Raw genomic sequence first — 24,940 nt, 5'->3', positions numbered from 1 at the left:
AAAAATTTGACTGCAAATATAAAACCTTTAAAATTATCTATTATTATATAGTAAGAGTTATTTTCAATGAACAATTTCGATAATTTGCTGTCTGAGAATTGTTGTCAATTTTAATTTTTGTGAATGAATAACAGTATAAATTATCAATTGTTAAATTTTAATCAGCTTGTTTGAGATTTTTAACAGTGAATTTTGTACCTGAATTTTGATTTCCGATTCTGTTCATCTGATCAGAAAAGCATGATAAAAATCTTTTTTTTACCAATTGTGGGTTTATGAAGAATCATTATATTTGCACCAAGAAAAAATTTAGCAATGGCAAACCAAATTAAAGGAAAAATTTCTCAAATTATTGGTCCGGTAATCGACGTAGTTTTTAATAATGTGGAAGCAGTTCCAAGTATTTATGACGCGTTAGAAATTACTAAAGGAAACGGTGAAAAAGTAGTCTTAGAAGTAGAACAACATATTGGTGAAGATACGGTAAGATGTATCGCAATGGATGCTACAGATGGTCTTACAAGAGGTCAGGAAGTAATCGGATATGGAAATCCTATTACAATGCCGATTGGTGAGGCTGTAAACGGAAGACTATTCAACGTTGTTGGTGATGCTATCGACGGGCTTCAGAATATCTCTAAAGAAAATGGATTACCTATCCACAGAGAAGCTCCGAAATTTGATCAGTTGTCAACTTCTGCAGAAGTTTTATTTACAGGTATTAAAGTAATCGACTTAGTTGAGCCTTATGCAAAAGGAGGTAAAATTGGATTGTTCGGTGGTGCCGGTGTTGGTAAAACAGTATTGATCCAGGAGTTGATTAATAATATTGCAAAAGGACACGGAGGTCTTTCAGTTTTTGCCGGAGTAGGTGAAAGAACGAGAGAAGGAAATGACCTTTTGAGAGAGATGTTGGAATCAGGAATTATCAAATATGGTGATGATTTCATGCACTCTATGGAAAATGGTGGTTGGGATCTTTCTAAAGTAGATTTAGAAGCGATGAAAGATTCAAAAGCTGCATTCGTTTTCGGACAGATGAACGAGCCACCAGGTGCAAGAGCGAGAGTAGCCCTTTCTGGTCTTACATTAGCTGAGTACTATAGAGATGGAGGAGAAAGCGGACAAGGTAGAGACGTTCTATTCTTCGTAGATAATATCTTCCGTTTTACACAAGCTGGTTCAGAGGTATCTGCACTTCTTGGACGTATGCCATCTGCGGTAGGTTACCAGCCAACGCTTGCTTCTGAGATGGGAGCGATGCAGGAAAGAATTACATCTACTAAAAACGGATCTATTACTTCAGTACAGGCAGTATATGTACCTGCGGATGACTTAACTGACCCGGCTCCTGCAACTACATTTGCTCACTTGGATGCAACTACAGTACTAGATAGAAAAATTGCTTCTTTAGGTATCTATCCTGCGGTAGATCCATTGGCTTCTACTTCAAGAATCCTTGCACCGGAAGTTATCGGAGAAGAACATTATAACTGTGCTCAGAGAGTAAAAGAAATTCTTCAGAGATACAAAGCTCTTCAGGATATCATTGCTATCCTTGGTATGGAAGAACTTTCTGAAGAAGATAAATCTGTTGTTTACCGTGCAAGAAAAGTTCAGAGATTCTTGTCTCAGCCTTTCCACGTTGCTGAACAGTTTACAGGTATCCCTGGTTCATTGGTAGATATTAAAGACACCATCAAAGGATTCAACATGATTATGGATGGAGAACTTGATCATTTACCAGAAGCCGCTTTCAACTTGAAGGGGACTATCGAAGAAGCTATTGCAGCAGGACAAAAAATGTTAGCTGATAACGCTTAATAAGTTAGACATGAGATATCAGATACTAGACATGAGACTTTAAAGGTTGTCTGAAATCTGAGATCTGAAATCTTTTAATCTAAATTAAAATGAATATAAAAATTTTAACACCAGAATACGTAGTTTTTGAAGGCGAGGTAAACTCTGTTTTACTTCCGGGAAAAAATGGTGAATTTCACATCATGAAAAACCACGCAGGAATCGTTTCTTCATTAATTAATGGTAAAGTAAAGCTGTTTGTGAATTCTGTCGATGAAGCTTATGCCAAGAACCTTACCAGAGAGAATGAAAAAGATTCTGTTTTTTCTTATTCTATCAAAAGCGGTGTTGTAGAATTTAATCATAATAAAGGAATTATCCTTTGTGAGTAATTAAATGAAAAGCTAAATATATTTTCAAGAAAGTGTAACTTTGGTTACACTTTTTTTTATGTAATATAAATCTGATTTTATGAGGAGTATGATCATGTTGTTTATGATGATGGGAATTGTATTAAACGCCCAGAATTTTAAAACCAAAAGGGGTATTATAAGTCTTGATGGAGTACATGTTGCTAAAATTTCAAATAAATCAAGTGAGTACACTTTTATGGACCTGAAGGAGACGCCTATTTATACAATAGAATTTGTTGATAAAAGCGTCGTGGATTCTGTAAGAGACAGTTACATAAAATTGAACAGGGTATACAACAGGGATAAGACCATTGAATTGGATTACAGCTCTCCTTCGGCCTTTTCCGGTGAAGAAAGATCTGCAGTATATACTTGTATAAAAGACCTCAAGATCATTGATAACAAAGGCATTAATGTTAAGAATTTAGATGAGCTTTTTCAAAATACACCCAAAAGAAAGCTTGATACTAAAACCAAGGATGCTTATTCCATACGGAGTAAAATTGACAAAATGAAAATTGAAGTCAACAATGTAGGGGAAATTCTCAGCAATGGTGTCCCGGTCGGATATTTTACAAATTTGCCGGTAAGCTTCGGATCTGATGATAAGATTGCCGAGAAAACATTTGTAGATATTGAAATCTATGATGCTAAGAGCAAATATATTGGCAAATACATTACCACTACCAAGCAGATCAAAACAGCCGGTGGAAAAAGTTTTACATTGTACAGGGAAATGTCCGGAAGGGCTTCAATTTTAAAATTTCCGACCTATAAAGCTATTGCAGAACGGATGGCAATTTTAGATCCGAATTTTATTAAAATTCAGGAAAAGGTTGTTGTAGGGCAGGTCGTAAAAGATGGTGTAGAGAAATAAAAGTTTAGTGTTTAATAATTTAATTGTCTATGGAATGCCGGGTTTGATTCATTTATAAAAATCAATCAAAATTTGGATCAGCTAAAGATCCCGGTAGACTTCTCAATTAGAAACTACAAACTTAAAATGACACCATTATCTTTAAGTTGCTGTATAGGTTTTGAAAACCAGAACAGTTCAAAATCCTCGAAGTTCTCTTCAAACTGAATTTTAAGCTGTTGCAGGGTTGTCTTTTTTGCATTTTCAATGGCGTTTTCCGCAAGCACTTTCATGAGCCATTCTGCTTTTGGCTGCTCCAGATCTATTTTTACGATATTTGTTTTTAAATGGAATGTCAGTTGTGTATATGCCCACGAATTTTGTTTCTTTGTTTTTATATAATTCTCGGCAACAACATTTCTGTCCATAAAAATAACCTTTGAGTTTCCTTTAAAAACAAAATGATCTTCTTCTAAAAGGCAATCGTGGATATAATCGGGGTGAATGGTTGTTTTGGGAATTTTAAAATCAAACCAATCCTGTAATGGGATATCAAAATTGATTCCGTGCATATAATTGAAAAGCGATTTTTTTAATCCGAAACTGAATTTACTATGGTCAATTCCTGTTTTATCTGTAAAATCAATATCGTTATTGGCAAATAAAATTTCCTGTTTAATAGGAGTAACGCCAAATTCTTCAGGATGTAAACCCACCGGAGAATGAGCCGTCATGGCAAACTGATGCCAGAATCCACTTTGCAGAATTCCCATTTCAAAGAGCTGCCGTACCATTTCGAGTGAATCAATTGTTTCCTGTACAGTTTGGGTAGGGTAGCCGTACATAAGGTAGGCATGGATCATTATACCGGCTTCAGTGAAATTTCTTGTAACCTGAGCCACCTGATCAACGGAAATCCCTTTATCAATCAATTTTAAAAGACGGTCACTGGCTACTTCCAGTCCTCCTGAAACAGCAACACAACCCGAAAGCTTCAGTAAAAAACAAAGATCTCGGGTAAAACTCTTTTCAAAACGGATATTGGTCCACCAGGTCACCACGAGATTCCTGCGCAAAATTTCCAGCGCAACTTCTCTCATTAAAGCAGGTGGGGCAGCTTCATCCACAAAATGAAAACCGGTTTCTCCAGTTTCTTTAATAAGCTCCTCCATCCTGTCGACCAGGATTTTTGCAGAAACAGGTTCGTAGATTCTTATGTAATCCAGCGAAATATCACAAAAAGTACATTTTCCCCAATAGCATCCATGAGCCATTGTAAGCTTGTTCCATCTTCCGTCGCTCCACAGACTGTGCATTGGGTTGGCAATTTCAATGACTGAAATATATTGATCGAGTAAAAGATCTTTATATTCCGGTGTTCCGACCTGTGCCTGTTTATAGTCGTGTCGTTTAGAGTTATTCTTATAAGTTACCGTATGGTTCTCAATGAGGAAAGTTCTTTTAAATTCGGCTTCTTCAGTTGGGTTATTTAGATGGTTATAAAGAAGCTCAATTGGGAGTTCGCCATCATCTAAAGTAATAAAATCGAAGAATTCGAAAACCCTGGGATCTTTTATTTCTCTTAATTCCGTGTTTGGAAAGCCACCACCCATCGCTGTTTTAATGTTTGGGAAATTTTTCTTGATGTATTGGGCACATCGAAAAGCGGAGTACAAATTCCCCGGAAAGGGGATAGAGAAACAGACAAGTTTGGGTTGTACGGTCTGTAGCTTTTCCGCTAAAATTTCTAATGTGATATCATCAATAAATGTTTGCCGGTCTGATAATTTGGAATATAGCTCGTCAAAAGAATTGGCACTTTTCCCCAGGCGGTCTGCATACCGGCTGAAACCAAAATCGGAATCTATATTTTCAACAATATAATCAGATAGATCCTCCAAATACAATGTGGCCAAGTGTTTTGCTTTATCCTGAAGCCCCATGTTTCCGAAAGCAAATTCCATATCATCCAGCTGATTGAACCGGGAAGCTTCCGGTAAAAAATTCATGCTACAGATCTGGCGGGCCAAAGTGGCATTTTTACCTTGCAGGAAATGAATGACCTGATCAATGGTTTTTATATATTCATCCCTTAGAGCGAAAATCCTTTGGGTATTTTCTGACAACTTTTCAAGATCAATTTTCCTGGAAAAAATGTTCTGAAGACCCTCTTTTGAAAAAAGTTCCAAAATAACTTCAATCCCCAAATCGATCTGATAGCTGGTAATATTTTTGGTATTTAAAAAACCTTTAATATAAGCTGTGGCAGGATAAGGAGTATTAAGCTGGGTAAAAGGCGGAGTAATCAGAAGAAGATCTTTCAATAGGAATTTTTTTGCAAAATTATCACATCTATATCATACAAAAAAATTAATGGCCTGTAAAAGATGAATTGAACTTATTTTTGTAAGCCGAATTTAGCAATGGTAGAATTTATTTTCTTTATCCATTCATTAGGTTTGGTAGAATAACCTGTGGAAGCAATAGCTTTAACCCAATCATTACTGTTGTTATTATCTTTTAACCGGGTATAGATTTTCTTTTTGGAAAGCATACGGCAAAAAGCTTCATAGCTTTCGCGAACGGTACTAAAGCTTTTAAATTTAGAATTATTCACATCGTTCTTTCCCAAAATACCAAAGTGATTATTAAGGGTTTTGCTAGCCTTGCTGGTTCCGGCTCCGGACTCCACAATAGCTATCGCGAGTATGATTGAGCTTGGAATCCCGTATTGTTTTGAGAGATCTGCTGCAATATCTTTATAGTTATCTATATAAGAATGCTGGGCATTAGCTGTTGTAAAGAAAAGCGTAAGAAACAGGCTGATAATTGCTGTTTTAATATTTCTAGAATTTCTCATATACATCTATTTTAATATCATCTATTACATAAAATAATGACTTTTAAAAAATTAAAAGACAGATATTTACCACTCATTCAGAAGTGGATTATAGATAAAAAGGCCATTGTATTTCAAATGGCCTTTTGTATTGTTTTAAATTTCTTTAAACTGAACGTTGTTCTCCTTCAGATAATTATCAGCTTGCTCCTTATAATGACCACCCACCAGTTTATCGTGAATAGCTTCAAAGGCAGCTAATGTTTCATTGATCTCAGCATCTGTATGAGACGCCGTTGGAATCAATCTTAGTAATATCATTCCTTTAGGAATTACCGGGTAAACAACTACAGATGTGAAAATTCCGTAAATTTCTCTTAAATCTTTAACCAAAAGAGTTGCTTCTACCGGTGTTCCCTGCATCATTACTGGCGTTACGCAAGTATTACTGTCTCCAATGTTGAAACCTCTTTCTTTAAGACCGTTTTGCAGTTTATAGGTGTTTTCCCAAAGTTTAGCTTTAATTTCAGGTCTTGTTCTTAAAAGCTCTAATCTTTTAAGCCCTCCGATAACCATTGGCATCGTCAGGGATTTTGCAAAGATCTGTGATCTTAAATTGAATTTTAAGTATCGGATGATTTCTTTATCTCCGGCAATGAAAGCTCCGAAACCGGCCATTGACTTAGCGAAAGTAGAGAAATATACATCGATTTTATCCTGACATCCTTGTTCTTCACCAGCTCCGGCTCCTGTTTTTCCAAGAGTTCCGAATCCATGAGCGTCATCTACAAGAAGTCTGAAGTTATATTTGGATTTCAGGTCACAGATTTCTTTAAGCTTCCCCTGCTGACCTCTCATTCCGAAAACCCCTTCTGTAATTACCAGAATACCACCACCGGTCTCTTCAGCTACTTTTGTTGCTCTCTGAAGGTTTTTTTCAAGACTTTCGATATCATTGTGTCTATAGGTAAATCTTTTTCCGGAGTGAAGTCTTACCCCGTCTACGATACATGCATGTGAATCTACATCATATACGATTACATCATTTCTGCTAACCAAAGCGTCAATGGTAGAAACCATTCCCTGGTAACCGAAATTTAATAAATAAGCAGATTCTTTCTGAACAAAATCAGCAAGCTCCCTTTCCAGTTGTAAATGCTGTTCTGTTTCCCCGGACATTGCCCTTGCTCCCATTGGATAAAACATCCCGTATTCAGCAGCGGCTTTTGCATCGGCTTCCAAAACTTCAGGATGATTACATAATCCTAAATAATCGTTAGCACTCCAGAAAATGACTTCTCTTCCCTGAAACTGCATTCTAGGTCCGATTGGCCCTTCAAGTCTCGGGAAAATAAAATAGCCTTCTCCATAATCTGCAAATTGTCCAAGAGGTCCTGGATTTTCTTTTATTCTTTCAAAAATATCCAACATTTTATAAGTGATTTTATTTAATTAAAAAAAGCCTTTTGTGATCTACAAAAAAGGCTTGATTTGTATGGTAATTATTTCTATTTGATGAATTCTGTCTTGAAAACTTCATCGTAGTTGTGAACACAATTGTTTACAAAACCTTGTTCCGCCATCCATTTGTCGCTGTATACCTTGGTAATGTATCTTGATCCATGATCAGGATAAATTAATACAACCAGGTCATCTTTTGAAAATTCGTTAGATTGGGCATATTGTATAAGCGCCTGGGTAACAGCTCCGGTCGTATAACCTCCCATGATAGCCTCTTTCAGAGCTATTTCACGGGTTCTGTAGGCAGACATTTCATCATTCACTCTTACAAACTGGTCTACTTTATCAAAAAGTAAGGCGGTAGGAATAAGATTTTTTCCCATTCCTTCAATCTGATAGGGGTGAACATCTTCTTTATGGATTTCTCCGGTTTCATGATAACTTTTCAGAATAGATCCGTCTGCATCTACTCCTATTATTTTGATATTCGGATTCTTTTCCTTTAAAAATTTTGCTGACCCGGATAAAGTTCCCCCGGTTCCTGTACATGCAAAAAGATGTGTGATTTTTCCTTCTGTCTGCTCCCATATTTCCGGACCGGTAGTCTGGTAATGGGCATCAATATTCAACTCATTAAAGTATTGGTTGATATAAACAGAATTAGGTGTTTCAGAAGCCACTCTTTTGGCAACCTCATAATAGGATCGGGGATCATTCGCAGGTACGTTAGCAGGGCAAACATACACTACCGCTCCAAGAGCTTTAAGATAGGCAATCTTTTCAGGTTTTGTTTTGTCACTTACAGCAAGAATGCATTTATACCCTTTGATAATGCAAACCATTGCAAGAGAGAATCCTGTATTCCCTGAGGTGGTCTCTACAATTACAGAATCTTCTTTTAATAAACCTTTTTTCTCAGCGTTTTCTATAATGTGAAGTGCGATTCTATCTTTAGTGGAATGTCCAGGATTATATGATTCTAACTTGGCATAAACAGTTGCAGGAATATCTTTCGTTACAGTATTTAGCTTCACCATAGGAGTGTTTCCTATTAGGCCAAGGATATTATCGTAAACATTACTCATTATTTGCTATTTTTCAATAAAAATCTGAGGGCAAAAATACAAAAAAATAAATAATTTCTAAACTTTTGTTTGATTTCTAAGCTGTCATTACTTAAATCGATATTTTTCCTTCCTCAATGGTTACAGACTTATTAACGCAAATACCACACCAGTATTTTAAAAATTTGTTAAAATCGATATAAAATCATATAAAAGCCCTATTTTCGCGTAATTGATTTTATACTATGAAAAACTGGACTTTTAGGCAATGGAACACCGTTTTAGGATGGGTGATTTTCGTCATTGCATTTTTCACGTACTTATCAACGATAGAACCCAAGCTGAGTTTCTGGGATTGTGGTGAGTACATATCTTCTGCAGTAAAATTAGAGGTAACGCACGCTCCCGGGGCTGCTTTATTCCAGATTGTGGGCGCTGTAGCGGCCATTTTTGCATTAGGAAAAGGCGAAAATTATTCTATCGTAATCAATGCAATGTCTGCTACGTTCAGTGCTTTTACGATCTTGTTTTTATTCTGGACCATTACGCATTTTGTAAGACGATTACTGAATAAAGATTTTGAAGAAGTAACCAAACATCAGGAAATTTCGATTCTTTTTGCCGGGGTAATAGGCGCATTGTGTTTTACATTTTCCGATACTTTCTGGTTTTCGGCGGTTGAAGGGGAAGTGTATTCCATGGCTTCAATGTTTATTGCGCTTTTGGTATGGCTGATCACCAAATGGGAAAATGAGTATAACACTTCGGACAATGAAAGATGGATCATTCTTATTTTCTTTATCGTTGGACTTTCAGTAGGTGTACACATGATGTGTATGTTATCTCTTCCCGCAATCTGCCTGGTATACTACGCCAGAAACTATAAGTTCACGTGGAAAAATTTCATCTGGGCAAATCTGATCACGTTGGGGATTCTGATTATTGTATTTAAAATTATCTTCCCACTCATCATGACGATGTTTGGTAAACTCGAGATATTCTTCGTCAATGGTTTGGGACTTCCTTTCCATTCAGGAACAATTGCGGCTTTTATTCTTATGGTAGCAATATGCTATTTCATGATTAAATATGCAAGAAGGACGAGAAAGAATATTTATCAGACCGTAGCATTATCAATTGTTTATATGGTAATCGGCTTCTCATGTTGGATGGTCATTCCAATCAGAGCTAACGCAAACCCGCCAATGAACCTGAATGATCCCGATACGGCTATCGGTATGCTCGATTATTACAACAGAGAACAATATGGAGACTGGCCGACAATTTACGGACAAAACTATACCGCTTTCCTTGATGCCAACGGAATTGAGAAAAATGAAGACGGAAGCTTTAAAACCAAGAAGACCGGCGACATTTATGAAAAGGATGAAAAAACAGGAACCTATAGAAAAACAGGAGAACGTTTTAACTATGTTTTCAGCAAGTCCCAGGTAAGTTTAATGCCGAGAATGTTCAATGAGGACAAATCGGTGATGGCGAATTACATTTCAATGTATGGGGCTCCTGATTTTACCTTCAATTATGGAAATGAAGATGTGGCAGATAATCCTCAGGCAAAAGAGATCTTCAATGAACTGAGAAAGAAATACGAAGATAAAACGATTACAGCGGCAGATTACCTGAAAGTAAAGCCATACGATCTTATTAATGTTCAGAAGCCTTCTTTGGCTCAGAATATGGATTACTTTATTACTTTCCAGAACGGATATTACTTTGTAAGATATCTGATGTGGAATTTTGTAGGAAGACAGAATGACCTTGAGGGGAATATGGAAAATACAAAAGGAAACTGGATTTCCGGATTTTCTTTTATAGATAATGCCATGTGGGGAAATCAGGATAAGATGCCTGCTAAATTTAAAAATGAAAGTACGGTTGCCTTTTTCTTCTTACCCCTTATTTTGGGATTAATCGGATTCTTCTTCCAGCTTAACAGGGATTTTGGAAGATTCTATGCTATATTATCATTATTCGTTATTACCAGCGTTGGAATTATTTTCTATACAGGTGTAAAACCATTTGAACCTAGGGAGAGGGATTACGCGATGGTAGGCTCATTCTATGCTTTTGCTATATGGATAGGTTTAGGGGCGGGTGCTATTTTATGGTTCTTACAGTCTAAAGTAAAGTCCGGTGCAGCGAATATTGTTGCGGGAGTGGTTTTACTGGGTATACCTTTTATGATGGGATTCCAGAACTATAATGTACATGACAGAAGTAACCGGTATACAGCATATGATTATTCTTATTCCGTATTAAAATCATTGCCAAAAGAGGATATTTTATTTGTATACGGTGATAATGATACATATCCGGTTTGGGCGATTCAGGAAACCGAAAATTTCCGTGATGATGTAAAAGTGGTCAATTTTACTTTGTTATCAACACCATGGAACATTGACCAGGTAAAAAGAAAAACCTATAATGCCAATGCTATACCAAGCCAGTTAACTCACGAAGACTACAGGGATGGTGTGAATGATCAGATCTACCTGATGAAAAAAGAAGACTGGCAGAATATCTTCAATAACCTTCAGGAACAAGGAGCCTCTTCTACGGAATTCCAGGCTTTTAGAAAGTATCTTACCCAGGATTCCATTACTCTAAAAGAAGCAATCAATTTTATCAAAATGAAATCTCCTGAAAAGGATGAAATTCTTAAAATGATCTTCGGAGAGGCGCGTTATGAAAAATATAACTTCTTACCGGTGAGTAAATTTATTTTACCTGTCAACAAGGAGAATGCTTTAAAAGCAGGGATTATCAATCCAAGTGATCTTCCCAATACTGTCAATCAGATTATGATCGATTATAAAGCGAATACTCTTTATAAGAACAACCTGATGATGTTTGATATTCTGGCTAATTTTGATTGGAAAAGACCGATTAACTTCTCCTCAGGCGGAGTATATGACAGTGAAAATATTTTCTATCTGGATGATTATTTGCAGTTGGATGGTTTCAGCTACCGACTGATTCCTATTCACACGCCACCTAGCAGCGATGGAGATATGGGAAGGGTAGACGCCAACTCTCTGTACAATGTGGTGAAAAACTTCAAATGGGGTAATTTTAAAGACTTAAATGCTCATTTTGATGAAACCGCAACTTCCAATATCATCAGTTATAGAAGTGCAGCGAGCAGAGCAGCGGCAGCCCTTTCTTTAAAAGGTGAAAAAGCTAAAGCGATCGAGTTACTGGACCTTGCTGCTAAGGAAATTCCGGTAGAAAAATACAATGATCCACGCTCATTAAGTTCAATTGTGTACGGATATATTGTAGCAGGACAGGAACAAAAAGGATTGAAACTGGCAGAAGTTCTTAAGAAAGGAATATTCGAAGAATATGATTACTATTTAAGCCTTAGCCCTGGTGATCAGAGATACCTGAGAAGACAAATGGGAGCTAAACCTATGGAATATTCTCTTGTGGTTTCTGCTGTAACTACAGCTTACAATGCTATTGGGCAGAAAGATAAAGCATACGACTACCTTGTGAAATCTATTGAGCCTATTGATAAAAAATTCAATGTGTTCATCAAAGATCTTCAGCAAATGGGTAAGGAAAAAGCGATGAATGAATCTGAAAATGTACAAAGAATCACTCCGTTCTATCAGTACTTATTTGATATTATGGAACCTTTTGATTCTACTTATTCCAAAGAAAAAGAGCATCAGATTACAACAGCGATTATGAAAGCGACCCAATAAAATACTTTCAAAACATATTTAAAAACGGAACTTCGGTTCCGTTTTTTTTTGCTTTGGATGTAATAAAATTAAGTGGTTAAATGTCTTACAGAGAATAGCTATATTATTAAAGATATCACTGGAAAATAATCCTTGACCGCTTAATAATTTGTAGGCAAAGATAAACTGATATATTATATGAAAAACTGGACTTTCAGGCAATGGAACACCGTTTTAGGATGGGTGATTTTCGTTATTGCATTTATTACTTATTTTTCAACGATAGAACATTATTTGAGTTTTTGGGACTGTGGTGAGTACATATCTTCTGCAGTAAAATTAGAAGTAACGCACGCTCCCGGGGCTGCTTTATTCCAGATTGTGGGCGCTGTAGCAGCCATTTTTGCATTAGGAAAAGGCGAAAATTATTCTATCGTAATCAATGCAATGTCTGCTACGTTCAGTGCTTTTACAATCTTATTTTTATTCTGGACCATTACGCATTTTGTAAGACGATTACTGAATAAAGATTTTGAAGAAGTAACCAAACATCAGGAAATTTCGATTCTTTTTGCCGGTGTGATAGGCGCATTGTGTTTTACATTTTCCGATACTTTTTGGTTTTCGGCGGTTGAAGGGGAAGTGTATTCCATGGCTTCGATGTTTATTGCGCTTTTGGTATGGCTGATCACCAAATGGGAAAATGAGTATAACACTTCGGACAATGAAAGATGGATCATTCTTATTTTCTTTATTGTTGGACTTTCAGTAGGTGTACACATGATGTGTATGTTATCTCTTCCCGCAATCTGCCTGGTATACTACGCCAGAAACTATAAGTTCACGTGGAAAAATTTCATCTGGGCAAACCTGATCACGTTGGGGATTCTGATTATTGTATTTAAAATTATCTTCCCACTCATCATGACGATGTTTGGTAAACTCGAGATATTCTTCGTCAATGGTTTGGGACTTCCTTTCCATTCAGGAACAATTGCTGCTTTTATTCTTATGGTAGCAATATGCTATTTCATGATTAAATATGCAAGAAGGACGAGAAAGAATATTTATCAGACCGTAGCATTATCAATTGTTTATATGGTAATCGGCTTCTCATGTTGGATGGTCATTCCAATCAGAGCTAACGCAAACCCGCCAATGAACCTGAATGATCCCGATACGGCTATCGGTATGCTCGATTATTACAACAGAGAACAATATGGAGACTGGCCGACAATTTACGGACAAAACTATACCGCTTTCCTTGATGCCAACGGAATTGAGAAAAATGAAGACGGAAGCTTTAAAACCAAGAAAACCGGCGACATTTATGAAAAGGATGAAAAAACAGGAACCTATAGAAAAACAGGAGAACGTTTTAACTATGTTTTCAGTAAGTCCCAGGTAAGTTTAATGCCCAGAATGTTTAACGAAGATAAAGATGTTATGGCGAACTATATTTCAATGTATGGGGCTCCTGACTTCACCTTCAATTATGGAAATGAAGATGTGGCAGATAATCCTCAGGCAAAAGAGATCTTCAATGAACTGAGAAAGAAATACGAAGATAAAACGATTACAGCGGCAGATTATCTGAAAGTAAAGCCATACGATCTTATTAATGTTCAGAAGCCTTCTCTGGCTCAGAATATGGATTACTTTATTACTTTCCAGAACGGATATTACTTTGTAAGATACCTGATGTGGAATTTTGTAGGAAGGCAAAACGACAGAGAAGGACATATGGAAAGTACCAATGGAAATTGGATTTCCGGATTTTCTTTTATAGATAATGCAATGTGGGGAAATCAGGATAAGATGCCTGCTAAATTTAAAAATGAAAGCACGGTTGCTTTTTTCTTCTTACCCCTTATTTTAGGATTAATCGGATTCTTTTTCCAGCTTAACAGGGATTTTGGGAGGTTTTATGCATTGCTGTCATTGTTTATCCTCACAGGTGCCGGAATTGTTTTTTATACGGGAGTAAAACCTTTTGAGGTTAGAGAAAGAGATTATGCGATGGTAGGCTCATTCTATGCTTTTGCTATATGGATAGGTTTAGGAGCGGGTGCTATTTTATGGTACTTACAGTCTAAAGTAAAGTCCGGTGCAACGAATATTGTTGCGGGAGTGATTTTACTGGGTATACCTTTTATGATGGGATTCCAGAACTATAATACGCATGACCGTAGCCGTAAATCAGCAGCACACGATTATGCCTACTCATTTCTGAAGTCTTTGCCCAAAGAGGATATTATATTTCTTTATGGAGATAATGATACCTTTCCGGTTTGGGCGATTCAGGAAACCGAAAATTTCCGTGATGATGTAAAAACAGTCAACTTTACATTGCTTGCTACTCCCTGGTACTGTGATCAGGTAAAGAGACAAACCTATAACGCCAATCCAATCCCTGGGGAACTTACGCGTGAGGATTATAAAGATGGTGTGAACGATCAGGTTTACATTATGAAAAAAGAAGACTGGCAGAATATTTTTGAAAATCTTAAAGAACATGGAGCGCCTGAAACGGAATTTCAGGCTTTTAGAAAATATCTTACCCAGGATTCCATGACTCTAAAAGAAGCAATCAGTTTCATCAAAATGAAATCTCCTGAAAAGGATGAAATTCTTAAAATGATTTTCGGAGAGGCACATTACGAGAAATACAACTTCTTACCGGTGAGTAAATTTATTTTACCTGTCAACAAGGAAAATGCTTTAAAAGCAGGGATTATCAATCCAAGTGATCTTCCAAATACTGTCAATCAGATTATGATCGATTATAAAGCGAATACTCTTTTTAAGGGAAACCTTATGATGTTCGATATTTTAGCCAATTTTGATTGGAAAAGACCGATTAATTTCTCCTCAGGTGGGATTTATGAAAGTGAAAATATTTTCTATCTGGATGATTATTTACAATTTGATGGTTTCAGTTACCGATTGGTTCCTATTCATACACCACCTAGCAGCGATGGAGATATGGGAAGGGTAGACGCCAACTCTCTATACAATGTGGTTAAAAACTTTAAATGGGGTAATTTTAAAGATCTTACCAACCATTATGATGAAACTGCAACATCCAATATTATATATTACAGATCAACAGTCAGCAGAGCTGTAGGAGCTTTATCATCCGCCGGACAGAAAAATAAGGCAATTGAATTGTTAGATCTTGCCGCAAAAGAGATCCCGACGGAGAAATACAATGATCCTCGCTCTTTAAGCTCAATTGTGTACGGATATATTGTAGCTGGACAGGAACAAAAAGGATTAAAACTGGCAGAAGTTCTTAAGAAAGGAATATTTGAAGAATATGATTACTATTTAAGCCTTAGCCCTGGTGATCAGAGATACCTGAGAAGACAAATGGGAGCTAAACCTATGGAATATTCTCTTGTGGTTTCTGCTGTAACTTCTGCATACAAAGCTATTGGGCGGAAAGATAAAGCATATGATTATCTTGTGAAGTCGATAGAGCCTATAGATAAAAAGTTCAATGTATTCATTAAAGGCCTCCAGCAAATGGGTATGGAAAAAGCGATGAATGAATCTGAAAATGTACAAAGAATCACTCCGTTCTATCAGTACTTATTTGATATTATGAAACCTTTTGATTCTACTTATTCCAAGGAAAAAGAACAGCAGATTACAACAGCAATTATGAAAGCGACCCAATAAAAGGCTTTCAAAACATACTTAAAACGGAACTTCGGTTCCGTTTTTTTGTTATTGTATTCATAAATTTTTAAGGTTATATTTGTGGCATTAAAGAAGCACAATGTCTGAAAGAACAACTAAACTTCCAATCTATGCTGTAATTTTTACAGTGGTTTTTAAGCTCCTTTTCTTACTGACGCACCATATTCAGGAGGATGCATTCATCACCTGGCGGGTCGCACAGAATTTAATGGATTATGGAGTAATAGGGTTTAACGGAGATACAAAAATATCGGCATCTACAACGCACCTGTATGTTTTTGTCTCCTACCTGTTCAACCTTATTTTCGGTAAAGAATACTTTATTGAACCTCTTCTTATTTTCAACTCCATATTATTTACAATAGGAAGTTTATTCTTATCTCATCTGCTTTTAAAAAATCCATGGCATAAAGCTGTTTTTATTTTTCTGTTTGGAATTTTACCACCTTCAATAAAAATTTCAATTCTGGGAATGGAATACGGGCTTCTCTTCTTCCTTGAAATGGCTTTGCTGTATTATGGTTTTAAAAAGGAAAAGAAATGGGCATTTATTATACTTCCTATCCTTATTTTATTTACAAGAATTGATACTGTTATTTTTTTAGGTATTGTATTCCTGGTCGATATATTCTGGAATAAGAAAATACGATGGAGCTACATTTTTGGTGGAATACTGGGTATTTCCTTTGCCCTGGCGTTCAACTGGTTTTATTTTGGAGAATGGGTTAACAATACCATTGTTGCTAAAAAACTACTCTATGATAAGAATTTTACATTCGGGCAGGACGTGGAATATTTTATCTCTAACTACGGAAATTTCTGGGGAATGCTCAAATTACCCGGCGATTTTAATCCGTTTACAATTGTTGTGCTGCTTTTTGAGTTGGCCTGTTTTGTTTTTCTGGTCCGCCAAAGAGAAAAGAGGAATTATTTCTTATGGATGATTTTCATTTTTGGATGGGTGAAGCAACTGGTCTTTCTTTCTCAGAAAAGTTTATTCGACTGGTATTACTGGGTTCCTCAGATTTTACTTTTTGTCCCGGTCCTTATTTTTGTGCTAGAACAAAAGGTCAAAAGAGATCTATGGCTGTTTTTATTGATTATTATTTATATCGTTCCTATGATGGTTTTCCAGACCATACATTCTATTGCAACAGGCAACGGAGAATGGAATTACAGAAGATCGATCGGAACTTCCTTAAACTTTTATGAAAAAGATAAAAATCAGTGGATCTTACTAGAACCAGCAGGATATGTACCTTATTTTTCTGGGTTGAAGACAATTGATGAAGTTGGTTTGGTGGATAAACAGATTCAGACCGAAATCAAGAAAGATAAAGCCAATTACTGGATCAACACCGTTAAAAACAGAAAACCCAAATATCTGCTTTCTTATAATGACTTGTTTAAAGGAAAAGATGCGGAATATTATAAAACTCACTACAGATTATTGGAAGAATTCAGGATCAAAGACCATCTAAAAAGTGAGAATACAATTCTGGAAAAGATTTATCGTCTTAAACCTTCCGGGACGGATTATAATTTGTACGTTAGGATAAAGTGATAGGTAGTTGCTCTCAACTTTGACCAACCTGTAATAATCAAACCTTAAAAAACTAAAACTATGAAATACTGTGCTTTTCTTCGAGGTGTGAATGTAAAAGGAACGAACATGAAAATGGCCGATGTTTGTAAAGTCTTTGTAAAAGCCGGAATGAAAAACGTAAGCTCTATTCTGGCTTCCGGAAATATTGTTTTTTCTTCCGATAAGAATGTGGCAGATCTTAAAAAAATTCTGGAAGCAGCAATGTCTGAACATTTTTCTTATGATGCTTTTCTTTTTATCAGGTCTGGTGCTGAAATTGAAAACTTCTGGAACGGAAATCCCTTTGAAAAAAACGAAGATTTTCATAGCTATACTTTTATAGGAAATGAAGGTGTAGAAGGTATTTTAATGAAAGAATTTGAATTGTCTTCCAAAGCTGAAAATGAGAAGGGTGAGATTATCAATGATATTTTTTACTGGCAGGTTCCTAAGGGGAATACATTAGACTCCAGCTTCGGGAAAATTCTGGGAAAGAAAAGTATGAAAGACCAGTTTACCAGTAGAAATATTAATACTTTTGAGAAAATTCTTAAGAAGATGGAGTCTTAATATTATTAATGTTTTGGAAAAAGACCTTGGAATTCCAGTAATATTAAGGCTTTAAATAATTTCGGATTCTGAAACATTATAAGTATTTTTACTGAACTTTTTAATTATAATAAAATGATCCAGTATTTAGATAATATCCATCACAAAGATTCAAAAAACTTTTTTCTTACAGCAGGACCTTGTATCATCGAAGGCGAAGACATGGCATTGAGGATTGCTGAAAAAGTAATAGAAATTACCAACAAATATAATATACCATATATTTTTAAAGGAAGCTTCAAGAAAGCCAACAGAAGTAGAGTAGATTCCTTTACTACGATCGGGGAAGAAAAGTCTCTTGAAATTCTAAAAAAAGTTGGGGAAACTTTTAATATTCCTACAACAACAGATATTCATGAAAATGAGCATGCAGCTTTGGCTGCCCAGTATGTAGATGTTTTACAGATTCCCGCATTTTTAGTCCGTCAGACGGATCTTTTGGTGGCAGCAGCGAAAACCGGAAAATGTGTGACCCTGAAAAAAGGACAGTTCCTGTCTCCGGAATCCATGAAGTTCGCTGTTCAGAAAATAACAGATTCCGATAATCAGAAAGTAGCAATTATTGAAAGAGGGAATTCTTTCGGATATACAGACCTTATCGTTGACTACAGAGGGATTCCTACTATGAGGCAATATGCCCCTGTTATTCTGGATGTTACCCATTCTTTACAACAGCCTAATCAGAATTCAGGAGTTACTGGAGGAAGACCAGACCTGATTGAAACAATTGCAAAAGCTGGAATTGCAGTAGGAGCGGATGGACTTTTCATAGAAACACATCCTACACCGGAAACGGCATTATCTGATGGAGCTAATATGTTAAGGCTGGATTTATTAGAAGATTTGTTACAAAAATTAACAAGAATTAGAGAATCGATTTTGTAATTGTTAAAAAATACTTAATTTTAGAAATTCTTAAAACATTTCTTTTGAAAAAACTAGTTTTACCGCTGAGCCTTATGGTTCCCATGTTAGTGTTCTCTCAGACAAAAAAGAAGGATACTGCAAAATACAGAGATATTGAGGAAGTTGTGTTCCAGAAAAAAGTCGTTGGTAAAACCAGTGATCTCAGTACTGTAAAAATCTCAGCCAAAGATGCTAAGAATGTTGCAAGTATTTCGGGAGGAATAGAAGGAATTCTGAAAACCTTACCTTCCGTAAACTCCAATACAGAGCTTTCTTCACAATATATGGTTCGTGGTGGAAACTATGATGAAAACCTTATCTATATTAATGATATTGAAATCTACAGGCCTTTTTTGATCAGAAACTCTCAACAGGAAGGGTTAAGTATCATCAATCCCGATATGGTTTCAACAGTTAATTTTTCTGCAGGAGGTTTTGAACCCCGATATGGAGATAAGATGTCCTCTGCGCTGAATATTTATTACCGGGAACCTGAGAAATTTGAACTTTCCGGGGAAGCAAGTTTGATCGGAGGCAGACTAACGACCGGTTTGGCTTCAAAAAATAAAAAGCTGACTGCTTTATTTTCCGGCCGGTACAGAAATACCAATCTGGTTCTGAATACCTTGAAAGAAGATACCAATTTTAATCCTACCTATTGGGATTTTCAATCGTATATCAATTATCATTTCAATCCTAAGCTTAGCCTTTCATTTGTAGGATATTATTCCAAGAATGATTATGAAATGATTCCTAAAGAAAGGAGTGTGGATTTCGGAACGCTTCAAAGACCTCTTAATCTTACTGTTTTTTATGCCGGAAAAGAAAATGACCAGTATAAAAACATGATGGGAACACTTTCGATGAATTTCAAACCATCGGAAAAGTGGAGGTTTACATTAGATGCTTTTGCCTATCAAAACAGGGAGCGAGAATATTATTCTATTCAATCCCAATATATATTACAAACATTTGATCCGATCACCGGAGCACCTATAACGACCTATGATACTGGAGGACAGATAGACCATGCAAGGAATGATCTTTTCGTAAGAACCTACGGAGCCCAGTTCAGAGGACGTTTTTCTCCGAATGTGAATACTGATATCGAAGTAGGATTTAAATATGAAAAAGAAAACCTCAAGGATCTTACCAATGAATGGAAATTAATTGACTCTGCCGGCTATAGTATTCCAAGGCCTATAGATGATCCAAGATTCGGAACACCGGGAGATCTTAAATTATTATACAGAATAGCAGGGCAGAATGCTATTGAGCCAACACGATTATCAGCCTATGCACAGTATTCCCAGAAATTTTATTGGGGAACCAATAAGGTTTTCATCAACGCCGGAGCAAGGGTTGCCCATTGGAGCTTTAATAATGAAACCATTTTCTCGCCCCGCGTTCAGTTTGCTGTAAAACCTGACTGGGATACGGATATGTTATTCAGGCTTTCGGGCGGGATATACTATCAGGCACCTTTTTACAAAGAGATTAAGGACCTGGACGGGAATTTCAATAACACCATCAAATCCCAGCGTTCCATACAGCTGATTCTGGCAAATGATTATGAGTTCCAGATGTATGATCGTCCGTTTAAATTGACTACAGAAGCTTATTATAAAAAGATGGATGATCTTATTCCATACTACATGGATAATGTAAGGATCCGTTATTCAGGGAAAAATAATGCTTCCGGATATGCCTATGGACTTGATGCCAGGTTATTCGGAGAATTTGTTCCCGGAATTGATTCATGGCTGTCTGCAAGTTATGCGAGGGTGTATGAAAATATCGATGGGAGAGGGAATATTCCCCGACCTACTGATCAGAGGTTAAGATTTGCGATGTTCTATCAGGATTATATGCCTCAATTTCCTTCAATGAGAGTGAATCTTACTTTAACCTATGCAATGGGATTACCGACAGGATCGCCGATCATATTGGATCAGAATGGTGCACCGGACGTGAATGCCCCGTATAGATATCAGAGTACCTTACCGTCTTATAAAAGAGTGGATATAGGACTATCCAAAGTATTCATTGATTCAAAAGATAAAAAACAGACATATGGTTTCTGGGGCAATTTTGAGGAGCTTACTTTAGGAGTACAGGTATTCAATGCATTTAACATCAGGAATACGGTAGCCAATCAATGGATTACCGATGCGAATACCAATCTGATGTATCCGGTACCGGTGCGTCTGACCGGAAGATTTTTCAATGTAAAACTTGAATTTAAGCTTAAATAAGATTTTCACTGAGATGACCGTCTGATCATTAAAAACGGTTAATCTGAAGTAGATAAAATATAAAAAAGCTTCTGAAGATTTCAGAAGCTTTTTATTTCCCGAATTTTATAACAACGTTACATAATTTTATAACAACAAAATCAAAGATATTTTTACCTTTGCTTCAACATATGAAAAAGATTCTGGCCATAGTGTTTTCTATTTTCTACTTCGGATTTTCTTCCGGAGCTGTTTTTAGGGTGCATTATTGTATGGAAGAGCTGGTTTCTGTAAGCCGGAAAACCGATGACATATGCTCTAAATGTGGTGTTAAGTCCAAAAAGGACTGCTGCAAGACAGAAATTAAGGTTTTAAAAGTTGATGATTCGCAAAAGTCAGATTTTCTGAAAATCAAATTACTGAAAGCGATTCCAAGGCTTCAAAGTGACGAAACTTTTTATGCAGACCGATCTTTTTCAGCTGAAAAATTTTCGCGAACCACTGTCAATCCACCACCTGATAGGAGATCAGTTCCTATTTTTATTGAACATTGTAATTTCAGAATTTAAAATTTAATCTTTCGTCCAATGGTTTTTATTTGATGAACAAGATGATTATCACCATCTGTGATATTCCAGGACCTTATTAATATTAAAATTTTCAATTCTAAATTTAAAACAATGAAAAAGTATATCATTACAGCAGTACTTTCTATATTCTCAGTACTGTCTATATCTGCACAATCGCAATCCAATCCTCAGGTTTCAAAATTATATCAGGATTATATTTCTATTAAAACAGCTTTAACAACAGACGATGCTGATAAAACATCAAAAGCAGCCGCAGAATTCGTTAAGACAGCTGCTGCAATAGATCCTAAAGTTATTTCATCGACTCATTTGTCTGCTCTGAAAAAGAATGCCGGTACTATTTCCGGAACCAAAAGTATAGATACCCAAAGAGAGGCCTTTCTGAATCTTTCAAAAGATATGATGGCGCTGACAAAGCAGTTCAATCTATCCGGAAAACCTGTTTTTGTAATGTATTGTCCTATGGCTGACGGAAGCTGGCTAAGTAATGAAAAGCAGGTTGTAAATCCTTACTACGGAAGTAAAATGCTTTCATGTGGGAGTATAAAGTCAGAAATTAAATAAAAACCTTAACTGTCTTTAATATAATTGATTGTATAGTTTTATTTAAAGCGTAATTTAATTAAAACTATACAATTTTTTTATTCTATTTACTGACTTAACGGAAGAAGATTGCTGACTCTATAATGGTTATAGCTCCAGATATACCAGTTTTTCAATCAGTTTTTTATTGGTACTTTCAGGGATTTGCCTCATTAAAAAGTTCCTGAATCCTGTGCCATATTTCCACAGAGATATTTTTCCAATCATCCGGCTGGTATTGACAACATAGTCTACTTTTTTTCTCCTTATTTTTTGAAAATTTTCGAAGACCTGGTTAAAATCTTTATTCTCTACAAGCAATTTTCCGATGATATAAGCATCTTCTATAGCCTGGCATGCACCCTGGCCCATATTAGGAGTTGTTGCGTGCGCGGCATCACCTATTAGGCATAAATTGTCAGAATACCATTCAGGTATGGGAGAGAGGTCTGTAATATCATTTAAAATGATATCCCCGGGAGAAGTTGCTTGTAGGATTTTTGTTACCAATGGATTGAAATCACTGAAAACAGAGCAGAGATCAATATCCGGTTTAAAGCTTTTATCACTTATTACGGCATACCAATATACTTTTGTAGCTGACATCTTTACAAAACCGAAACGTTTACCTTTTCCCCACATTTCCAGAGCTTCATGATGGTACTCTTCCGGGAGATCGTAGTTAACGAGGCCCCGCCAGCACTTTTGTCCTGTATTACTGATGGTTCCTGTTTTTAAGATCTGATTCCGAACTTTGGATTTTATTCCATCCGCTCCAAAAACAACGTTGCTTTCTACGGCTGTTCTGTTTTCAAAGTGTAACGTATAATTATCATTTTTTTCTATACTTTGTAGATTATGACTTAGCTGAATGTTTTCGAAACCTATGTTTTCAGCAAGGATTTTTTGCAGCTCCGCTCTATGAATGGCTACATTGGAGACATTCAACTTTCTTTCAAGATCTGAACTATGTGTTCTTGAAATAGATCGAAATGAACCGTCAGTAATAGAGATCCCATGAATTTTATTCCCTGCATTTTCAACTTTTTCTTTTAGATTTAGTTGTTCAAATACCTTCATTGCATTCATGGCCATCATAATTCCTGATCCCACTGGCTTAATTTCAGGAGCTGATTCATATAATATAACATCCAGCTGATGTTGTTTAAGGATATTGCCAAGGGTAAGACCTCCGATTCCGGCTCCGATAATTGAAATTGAATTCATATCAGCTTGATTATCTGCTTACAGGGTTAAAATATAATTTTCGGAAACTTTTCTAAAACCATATTTTTCAAAAAAATGATGAGCTCCTTTATTATCAATGCCACTTTCCAAAAGGAGAAAACTGATATTCCACTTCCCGGATTCTTCGATCGCACTTTCAAGGAGGGTACTTCCGATAGATTGCCCGCGGTAAGACTGATCTAAGAGCATGTCTTCTAGCACTGCATAATTTTTAAAACCACTGTAAATCACATTAAAAACCAGCATCCCAATGATTTCTTTTTCAGCGTTTTCTGCAATTAAAATCCTGACCGTTGATGCAGAAGGACTTCCAGCATTAAAATCACTGTTAAACTGCTCTGTTAGAATGGATTCAAGATCAGCACTCCATTCTTCCGAACTTTCTGCTCTTCCTGAAATTATTTCTCCATGTGAAATGTATGACTTTGTTTTATGGGTGATAAAAAAGTCAACAAGTTCTTTAATCCGGCTTTTATCAGTAAGCCATTGAGTGGTATATTGCATCATTTGGATTTTTATTGTATTCTGAATTATTTAAGGTTTTTCAGCTCCTTTAATAGCGTATTTTGCTTATTAATGAATATGTTCAGTTGGTCTGTTTTCAGAGGATGAGCCTGCTGGTATTTTTCAATTTCAGGAAGTGTCTTTCTGATCTTAAAAGCGGTGTAAAGATCATTCATTTTCTTTTCATTGATATCAATCTGATTAATAAGATCCTTTATGTTTTTGACTTTTAAAGAATATTGATCAGAGCTTGCTTTGATAGATTTGGTTAGTTCGTTTTTCAGAATGGAATCGCTTATTGCATCAGTATGGTACTGAGCATCATGGTAGTATGATTCAGATTTGTCAAGGATTTCTTTATACTTAAAAATAACTTGAATGGCTTCCCTGTTGGCATCGCTTATTTTATCATCCAGTACTTTCAGATTGTTGTCATTCTTAATCAATTCAGAGTAAATCTGGTCGATCATATCACCACCCCGACCACTTTTAAAAGATCCCGAAACAGAAGATTCTGCATGATCCACTAAATTATCTGCAATAGGTGCATTCTCCGAATTATTTTCTTTGCAGGAGATTAGTAAGGCAACCAGGGATATGATGTAAAGTATTTTTTTCATGTGTTGTTTTTTTCAGTTGATATTTGCTGACTACAGAATTTTTTCTGAAGATCTGATTATTTAATTTGATTAGTTGAATATATATTTTGTATTGTTACAAACATTGAATTAAAATGGAATTGATATCAATTCCTTTATTTTTAAAATTTATGAAAATTTTAAAGTCCGGATTTAAAATTCCGCAGTTGAAGTAGCCTTTTATCCTGTGGCT

At 36.1% G+C, this 24,940-nt stretch carries 18 protein-coding genes; 11 read left to right on the top strand and 7 right to left on the bottom strand.

Going from position 1 to position 24,940, the window contains the following annotated elements; genetic code table 11:
* Positions 1 to 315: 315 nt before the first annotated feature.
* The 3 genes from atpD (at position 316) to PFY10_04310 (ending at position 3,093) form a co-directional block, all read left to right on the top strand.
* A complete protein-coding gene (atpD, locus tag PFY10_04320) occupies positions 316 to 1,824 on the top strand; it encodes a F0F1 ATP synthase subunit beta (protein WBV57671.1) in 1,509 nt (502 codons plus the stop codon).
* Between the two features lie 89 nt (positions 1,825 to 1,913).
* Complete coding sequence (locus PFY10_04315; protein ID WBV57670.1) at positions 1,914 to 2,195, top strand: F0F1 ATP synthase subunit epsilon; 282 nt, start codon at positions 1,914 to 1,916, stop codon at positions 2,193 to 2,195.
* Positions 2,196 to 2,274: 79 nt separating this feature from the next.
* Complete coding sequence (locus tag PFY10_04310) at positions 2,275 to 3,093, top strand: hypothetical protein (protein ID WBV57669.1); 819 nt, start codon at positions 2,275 to 2,277, stop codon at positions 3,091 to 3,093.
* 113 nt (positions 3,094 to 3,206) lie between these two features.
* Here PFY10_04310 and PFY10_04305 read toward each other — a convergent pair whose 3' ends face one another.
* From PFY10_04305 to PFY10_04290, 4 genes are all read right to left on the bottom strand, one after another.
* Complete coding sequence (locus tag PFY10_04305) at positions 3,207 to 5,396, bottom strand: B12-binding domain-containing radical SAM protein (GenBank protein WBV57668.1); 2,190 nt, start codon at positions 5,394 to 5,396, stop codon at positions 3,207 to 3,209.
* A 74-nt stretch (positions 5,397 to 5,470) separates the two neighbouring features.
* Entirely contained in the window at positions 5,471 to 5,932 is a 462-nt protein-coding gene (locus PFY10_04300) for a glucosaminidase domain-containing protein (protein ID WBV57667.1), read from the bottom strand.
* Between the two features lie 135 nt (positions 5,933 to 6,067).
* The gene (locus PFY10_04295; GenBank protein WBV58983.1) at positions 6,068 to 7,339 is read right to left on the bottom strand and encodes a pyridoxal phosphate-dependent aminotransferase family protein; all 1,272 of its coding nucleotides are present in this window, start codon (positions 7,337 to 7,339) and stop codon (positions 6,068 to 6,070) included.
* Positions 7,340 to 7,419: 80 nt separating this feature from the next.
* The gene (locus PFY10_04290) at positions 7,420 to 8,457 is read right to left on the bottom strand and encodes a cysteine synthase family protein (protein WBV57666.1); all 1,038 of its coding nucleotides are present in this window, start codon (positions 8,455 to 8,457) and stop codon (positions 7,420 to 7,422) included.
* 224 nt (positions 8,458 to 8,681) lie between these two features.
* On the opposite strand from PFY10_04290, the gene PFY10_04285 reads away from it, so the two are divergent.
* The 8 genes from PFY10_04285 (at position 8,682) to PFY10_04250 (ending at position 22,339) form a co-directional block, all read left to right on the top strand.
* Positions 8,682 to 12,167 carry a DUF2723 domain-containing protein gene (locus PFY10_04285; GenBank protein ID WBV57665.1) on the top strand — a complete coding sequence of 1,162 codons (3,486 nt, stop codon included), beginning with the start codon at positions 8,682 to 8,684 and terminating at the stop codon, positions 12,165 to 12,167.
* 177 nt (positions 12,168 to 12,344) lie between these two features.
* Positions 12,345 to 15,830, top strand: coding sequence for a DUF2723 domain-containing protein (locus tag PFY10_04280; protein WBV57664.1), 3,486 nt, complete (start codon positions 12,345 to 12,347; stop codon positions 15,828 to 15,830).
* Positions 15,831 to 15,930: 100 nt separating this feature from the next.
* Positions 15,931 to 17,415 (top strand): hypothetical protein, encoded by a 1,485-nt coding sequence (locus PFY10_04275; GenBank protein WBV57663.1) that lies wholly within the window; start codon positions 15,931 to 15,933, stop codon positions 17,413 to 17,415.
* A 60-nt stretch (positions 17,416 to 17,475) separates the two neighbouring features.
* Positions 17,476 to 18,006, top strand: coding sequence for a DUF1697 domain-containing protein (locus PFY10_04270; GenBank protein ID WBV57662.1), 531 nt, complete (start codon positions 17,476 to 17,478; stop codon positions 18,004 to 18,006).
* Between the two features lie 114 nt (positions 18,007 to 18,120).
* Positions 18,121 to 18,930: a 3-deoxy-8-phosphooctulonate synthase gene (kdsA, locus tag PFY10_04265; GenBank protein ID WBV57661.1), complete on the top strand. Its 810-nt coding sequence runs from the start codon at positions 18,121 to 18,123 to the stop codon at positions 18,928 to 18,930.
* Positions 18,931 to 18,974: 44 nt separating this feature from the next.
* Complete coding sequence (locus PFY10_04260) at positions 18,975 to 21,206, top strand: TonB-dependent receptor plug domain-containing protein (GenBank protein ID WBV57660.1); 2,232 nt, start codon at positions 18,975 to 18,977, stop codon at positions 21,204 to 21,206.
* Between the two features lie 170 nt (positions 21,207 to 21,376).
* Positions 21,377 to 21,754 (top strand): hypothetical protein, encoded by a 378-nt coding sequence (locus PFY10_04255; GenBank protein WBV57659.1) that lies wholly within the window; start codon positions 21,377 to 21,379, stop codon positions 21,752 to 21,754.
* 111 nt (positions 21,755 to 21,865) lie between these two features.
* Positions 21,866 to 22,339 carry a DUF3347 domain-containing protein gene (locus PFY10_04250; GenBank protein WBV57658.1) on the top strand — a complete coding sequence of 158 codons (474 nt, stop codon included), beginning with the start codon at positions 21,866 to 21,868 and terminating at the stop codon, positions 22,337 to 22,339.
* 126 nt (positions 22,340 to 22,465) lie between these two features.
* On the opposite strand, the gene PFY10_04245 is transcribed toward PFY10_04250, so the two are convergent.
* Genes PFY10_04245 through PFY10_04235 form a run of 3 tightly spaced genes read right to left on the bottom strand, consistent with a single transcriptional unit; the run spans position 22,466 to position 24,729 of the window.
* Positions 22,466 to 23,584 carry an FAD-dependent monooxygenase gene (locus tag PFY10_04245; protein WBV57657.1) on the bottom strand — a complete coding sequence of 373 codons (1,119 nt, stop codon included), beginning with the start codon at positions 23,582 to 23,584 and terminating at the stop codon, positions 22,466 to 22,468.
* Between the two features lie 18 nt (positions 23,585 to 23,602).
* A complete protein-coding gene (locus tag PFY10_04240; protein WBV57656.1) occupies positions 23,603 to 24,112 on the bottom strand; it encodes a GNAT family N-acetyltransferase in 510 nt (169 codons plus the stop codon).
* A 23-nt stretch (positions 24,113 to 24,135) separates the two neighbouring features.
* Positions 24,136 to 24,729: a hypothetical protein gene (locus PFY10_04235; GenBank protein WBV57655.1), complete on the bottom strand. Its 594-nt coding sequence runs from the start codon at positions 24,727 to 24,729 to the stop codon at positions 24,136 to 24,138.
* Positions 24,730 to 24,940: the final 211 nt, after the last annotated feature.

This window comes from Chryseobacterium daecheongense (genome assembly GCA_027920525.1).
Classification (GTDB): domain Bacteria; phylum Bacteroidota; class Bacteroidia; order Flavobacteriales; family Weeksellaceae; genus Chryseobacterium; species Chryseobacterium proteolyticum.
Note: the sequence above shows the minus strand (reverse complement) of the source record. Positions and strands in the feature narration are given on the sequence as shown.

What these genes read in the sequence shown, in the direction of transcription:
- atpD (WBV57671.1), top strand. Translation starts at nt 316, where the DNA reads ATGGCAAACCAAATTAAAGGAAAAATTTCTCAAATTATTGGTCCGGTA.
- PFY10_04315 (WBV57670.1), top strand. Translation starts at nt 1,914, where the DNA reads ATGAATATAAAAATTTTAACACCAGAATACGTAGTTTTTGAAGGCGAG.
- PFY10_04310 (WBV57669.1), top strand. Translation starts at nt 2,275, where the DNA reads ATGAGGAGTATGATCATGTTGTTTATGATGATGGGAATTGTATTAAAC.
- PFY10_04300 (WBV57667.1), bottom strand. Translation starts at nt 5,932, where the DNA reads ATGAGAAATTCTAGAAATATTAAAACAGCAATTATCAGCCTGTTTCTT.
- PFY10_04290 (WBV57666.1), bottom strand. Translation starts at nt 8,457, where the DNA reads ATGAGTAATGTTTACGATAATATCCTTGGCCTAATAGGAAACACTCCT.
- PFY10_04285 (WBV57665.1), top strand. Translation starts at nt 8,682, where the DNA reads ATGAAAAACTGGACTTTTAGGCAATGGAACACCGTTTTAGGATGGGTG.
- PFY10_04280 (WBV57664.1), top strand. Translation starts at nt 12,345, where the DNA reads ATGAAAAACTGGACTTTCAGGCAATGGAACACCGTTTTAGGATGGGTG.
- PFY10_04275 (WBV57663.1), top strand. Translation starts at nt 15,931, where the DNA reads ATGTCTGAAAGAACAACTAAACTTCCAATCTATGCTGTAATTTTTACA.
- PFY10_04270 (WBV57662.1), top strand. Translation starts at nt 17,476, where the DNA reads ATGAAATACTGTGCTTTTCTTCGAGGTGTGAATGTAAAAGGAACGAAC.
- kdsA (WBV57661.1), top strand. Translation starts at nt 18,121, where the DNA reads ATGATCCAGTATTTAGATAATATCCATCACAAAGATTCAAAAAACTTT.
- PFY10_04255 (WBV57659.1), top strand. Translation starts at nt 21,377, where the DNA reads ATGAAAAAGATTCTGGCCATAGTGTTTTCTATTTTCTACTTCGGATTT.
- PFY10_04250 (WBV57658.1), top strand. Translation starts at nt 21,866, where the DNA reads ATGAAAAAGTATATCATTACAGCAGTACTTTCTATATTCTCAGTACTG.
- PFY10_04245 (WBV57657.1), bottom strand. Translation starts at nt 23,584, where the DNA reads ATGAATTCAATTTCAATTATCGGAGCCGGAATCGGAGGTCTTACCCTT.
- PFY10_04240 (WBV57656.1), bottom strand. Translation starts at nt 24,112, where the DNA reads ATGATGCAATATACCACTCAATGGCTTACTGATAAAAGCCGGATTAAA.
- PFY10_04235 (WBV57655.1), bottom strand. Translation starts at nt 24,729, where the DNA reads ATGAAAAAAATACTTTACATCATATCCCTGGTTGCCTTACTAATCTCC.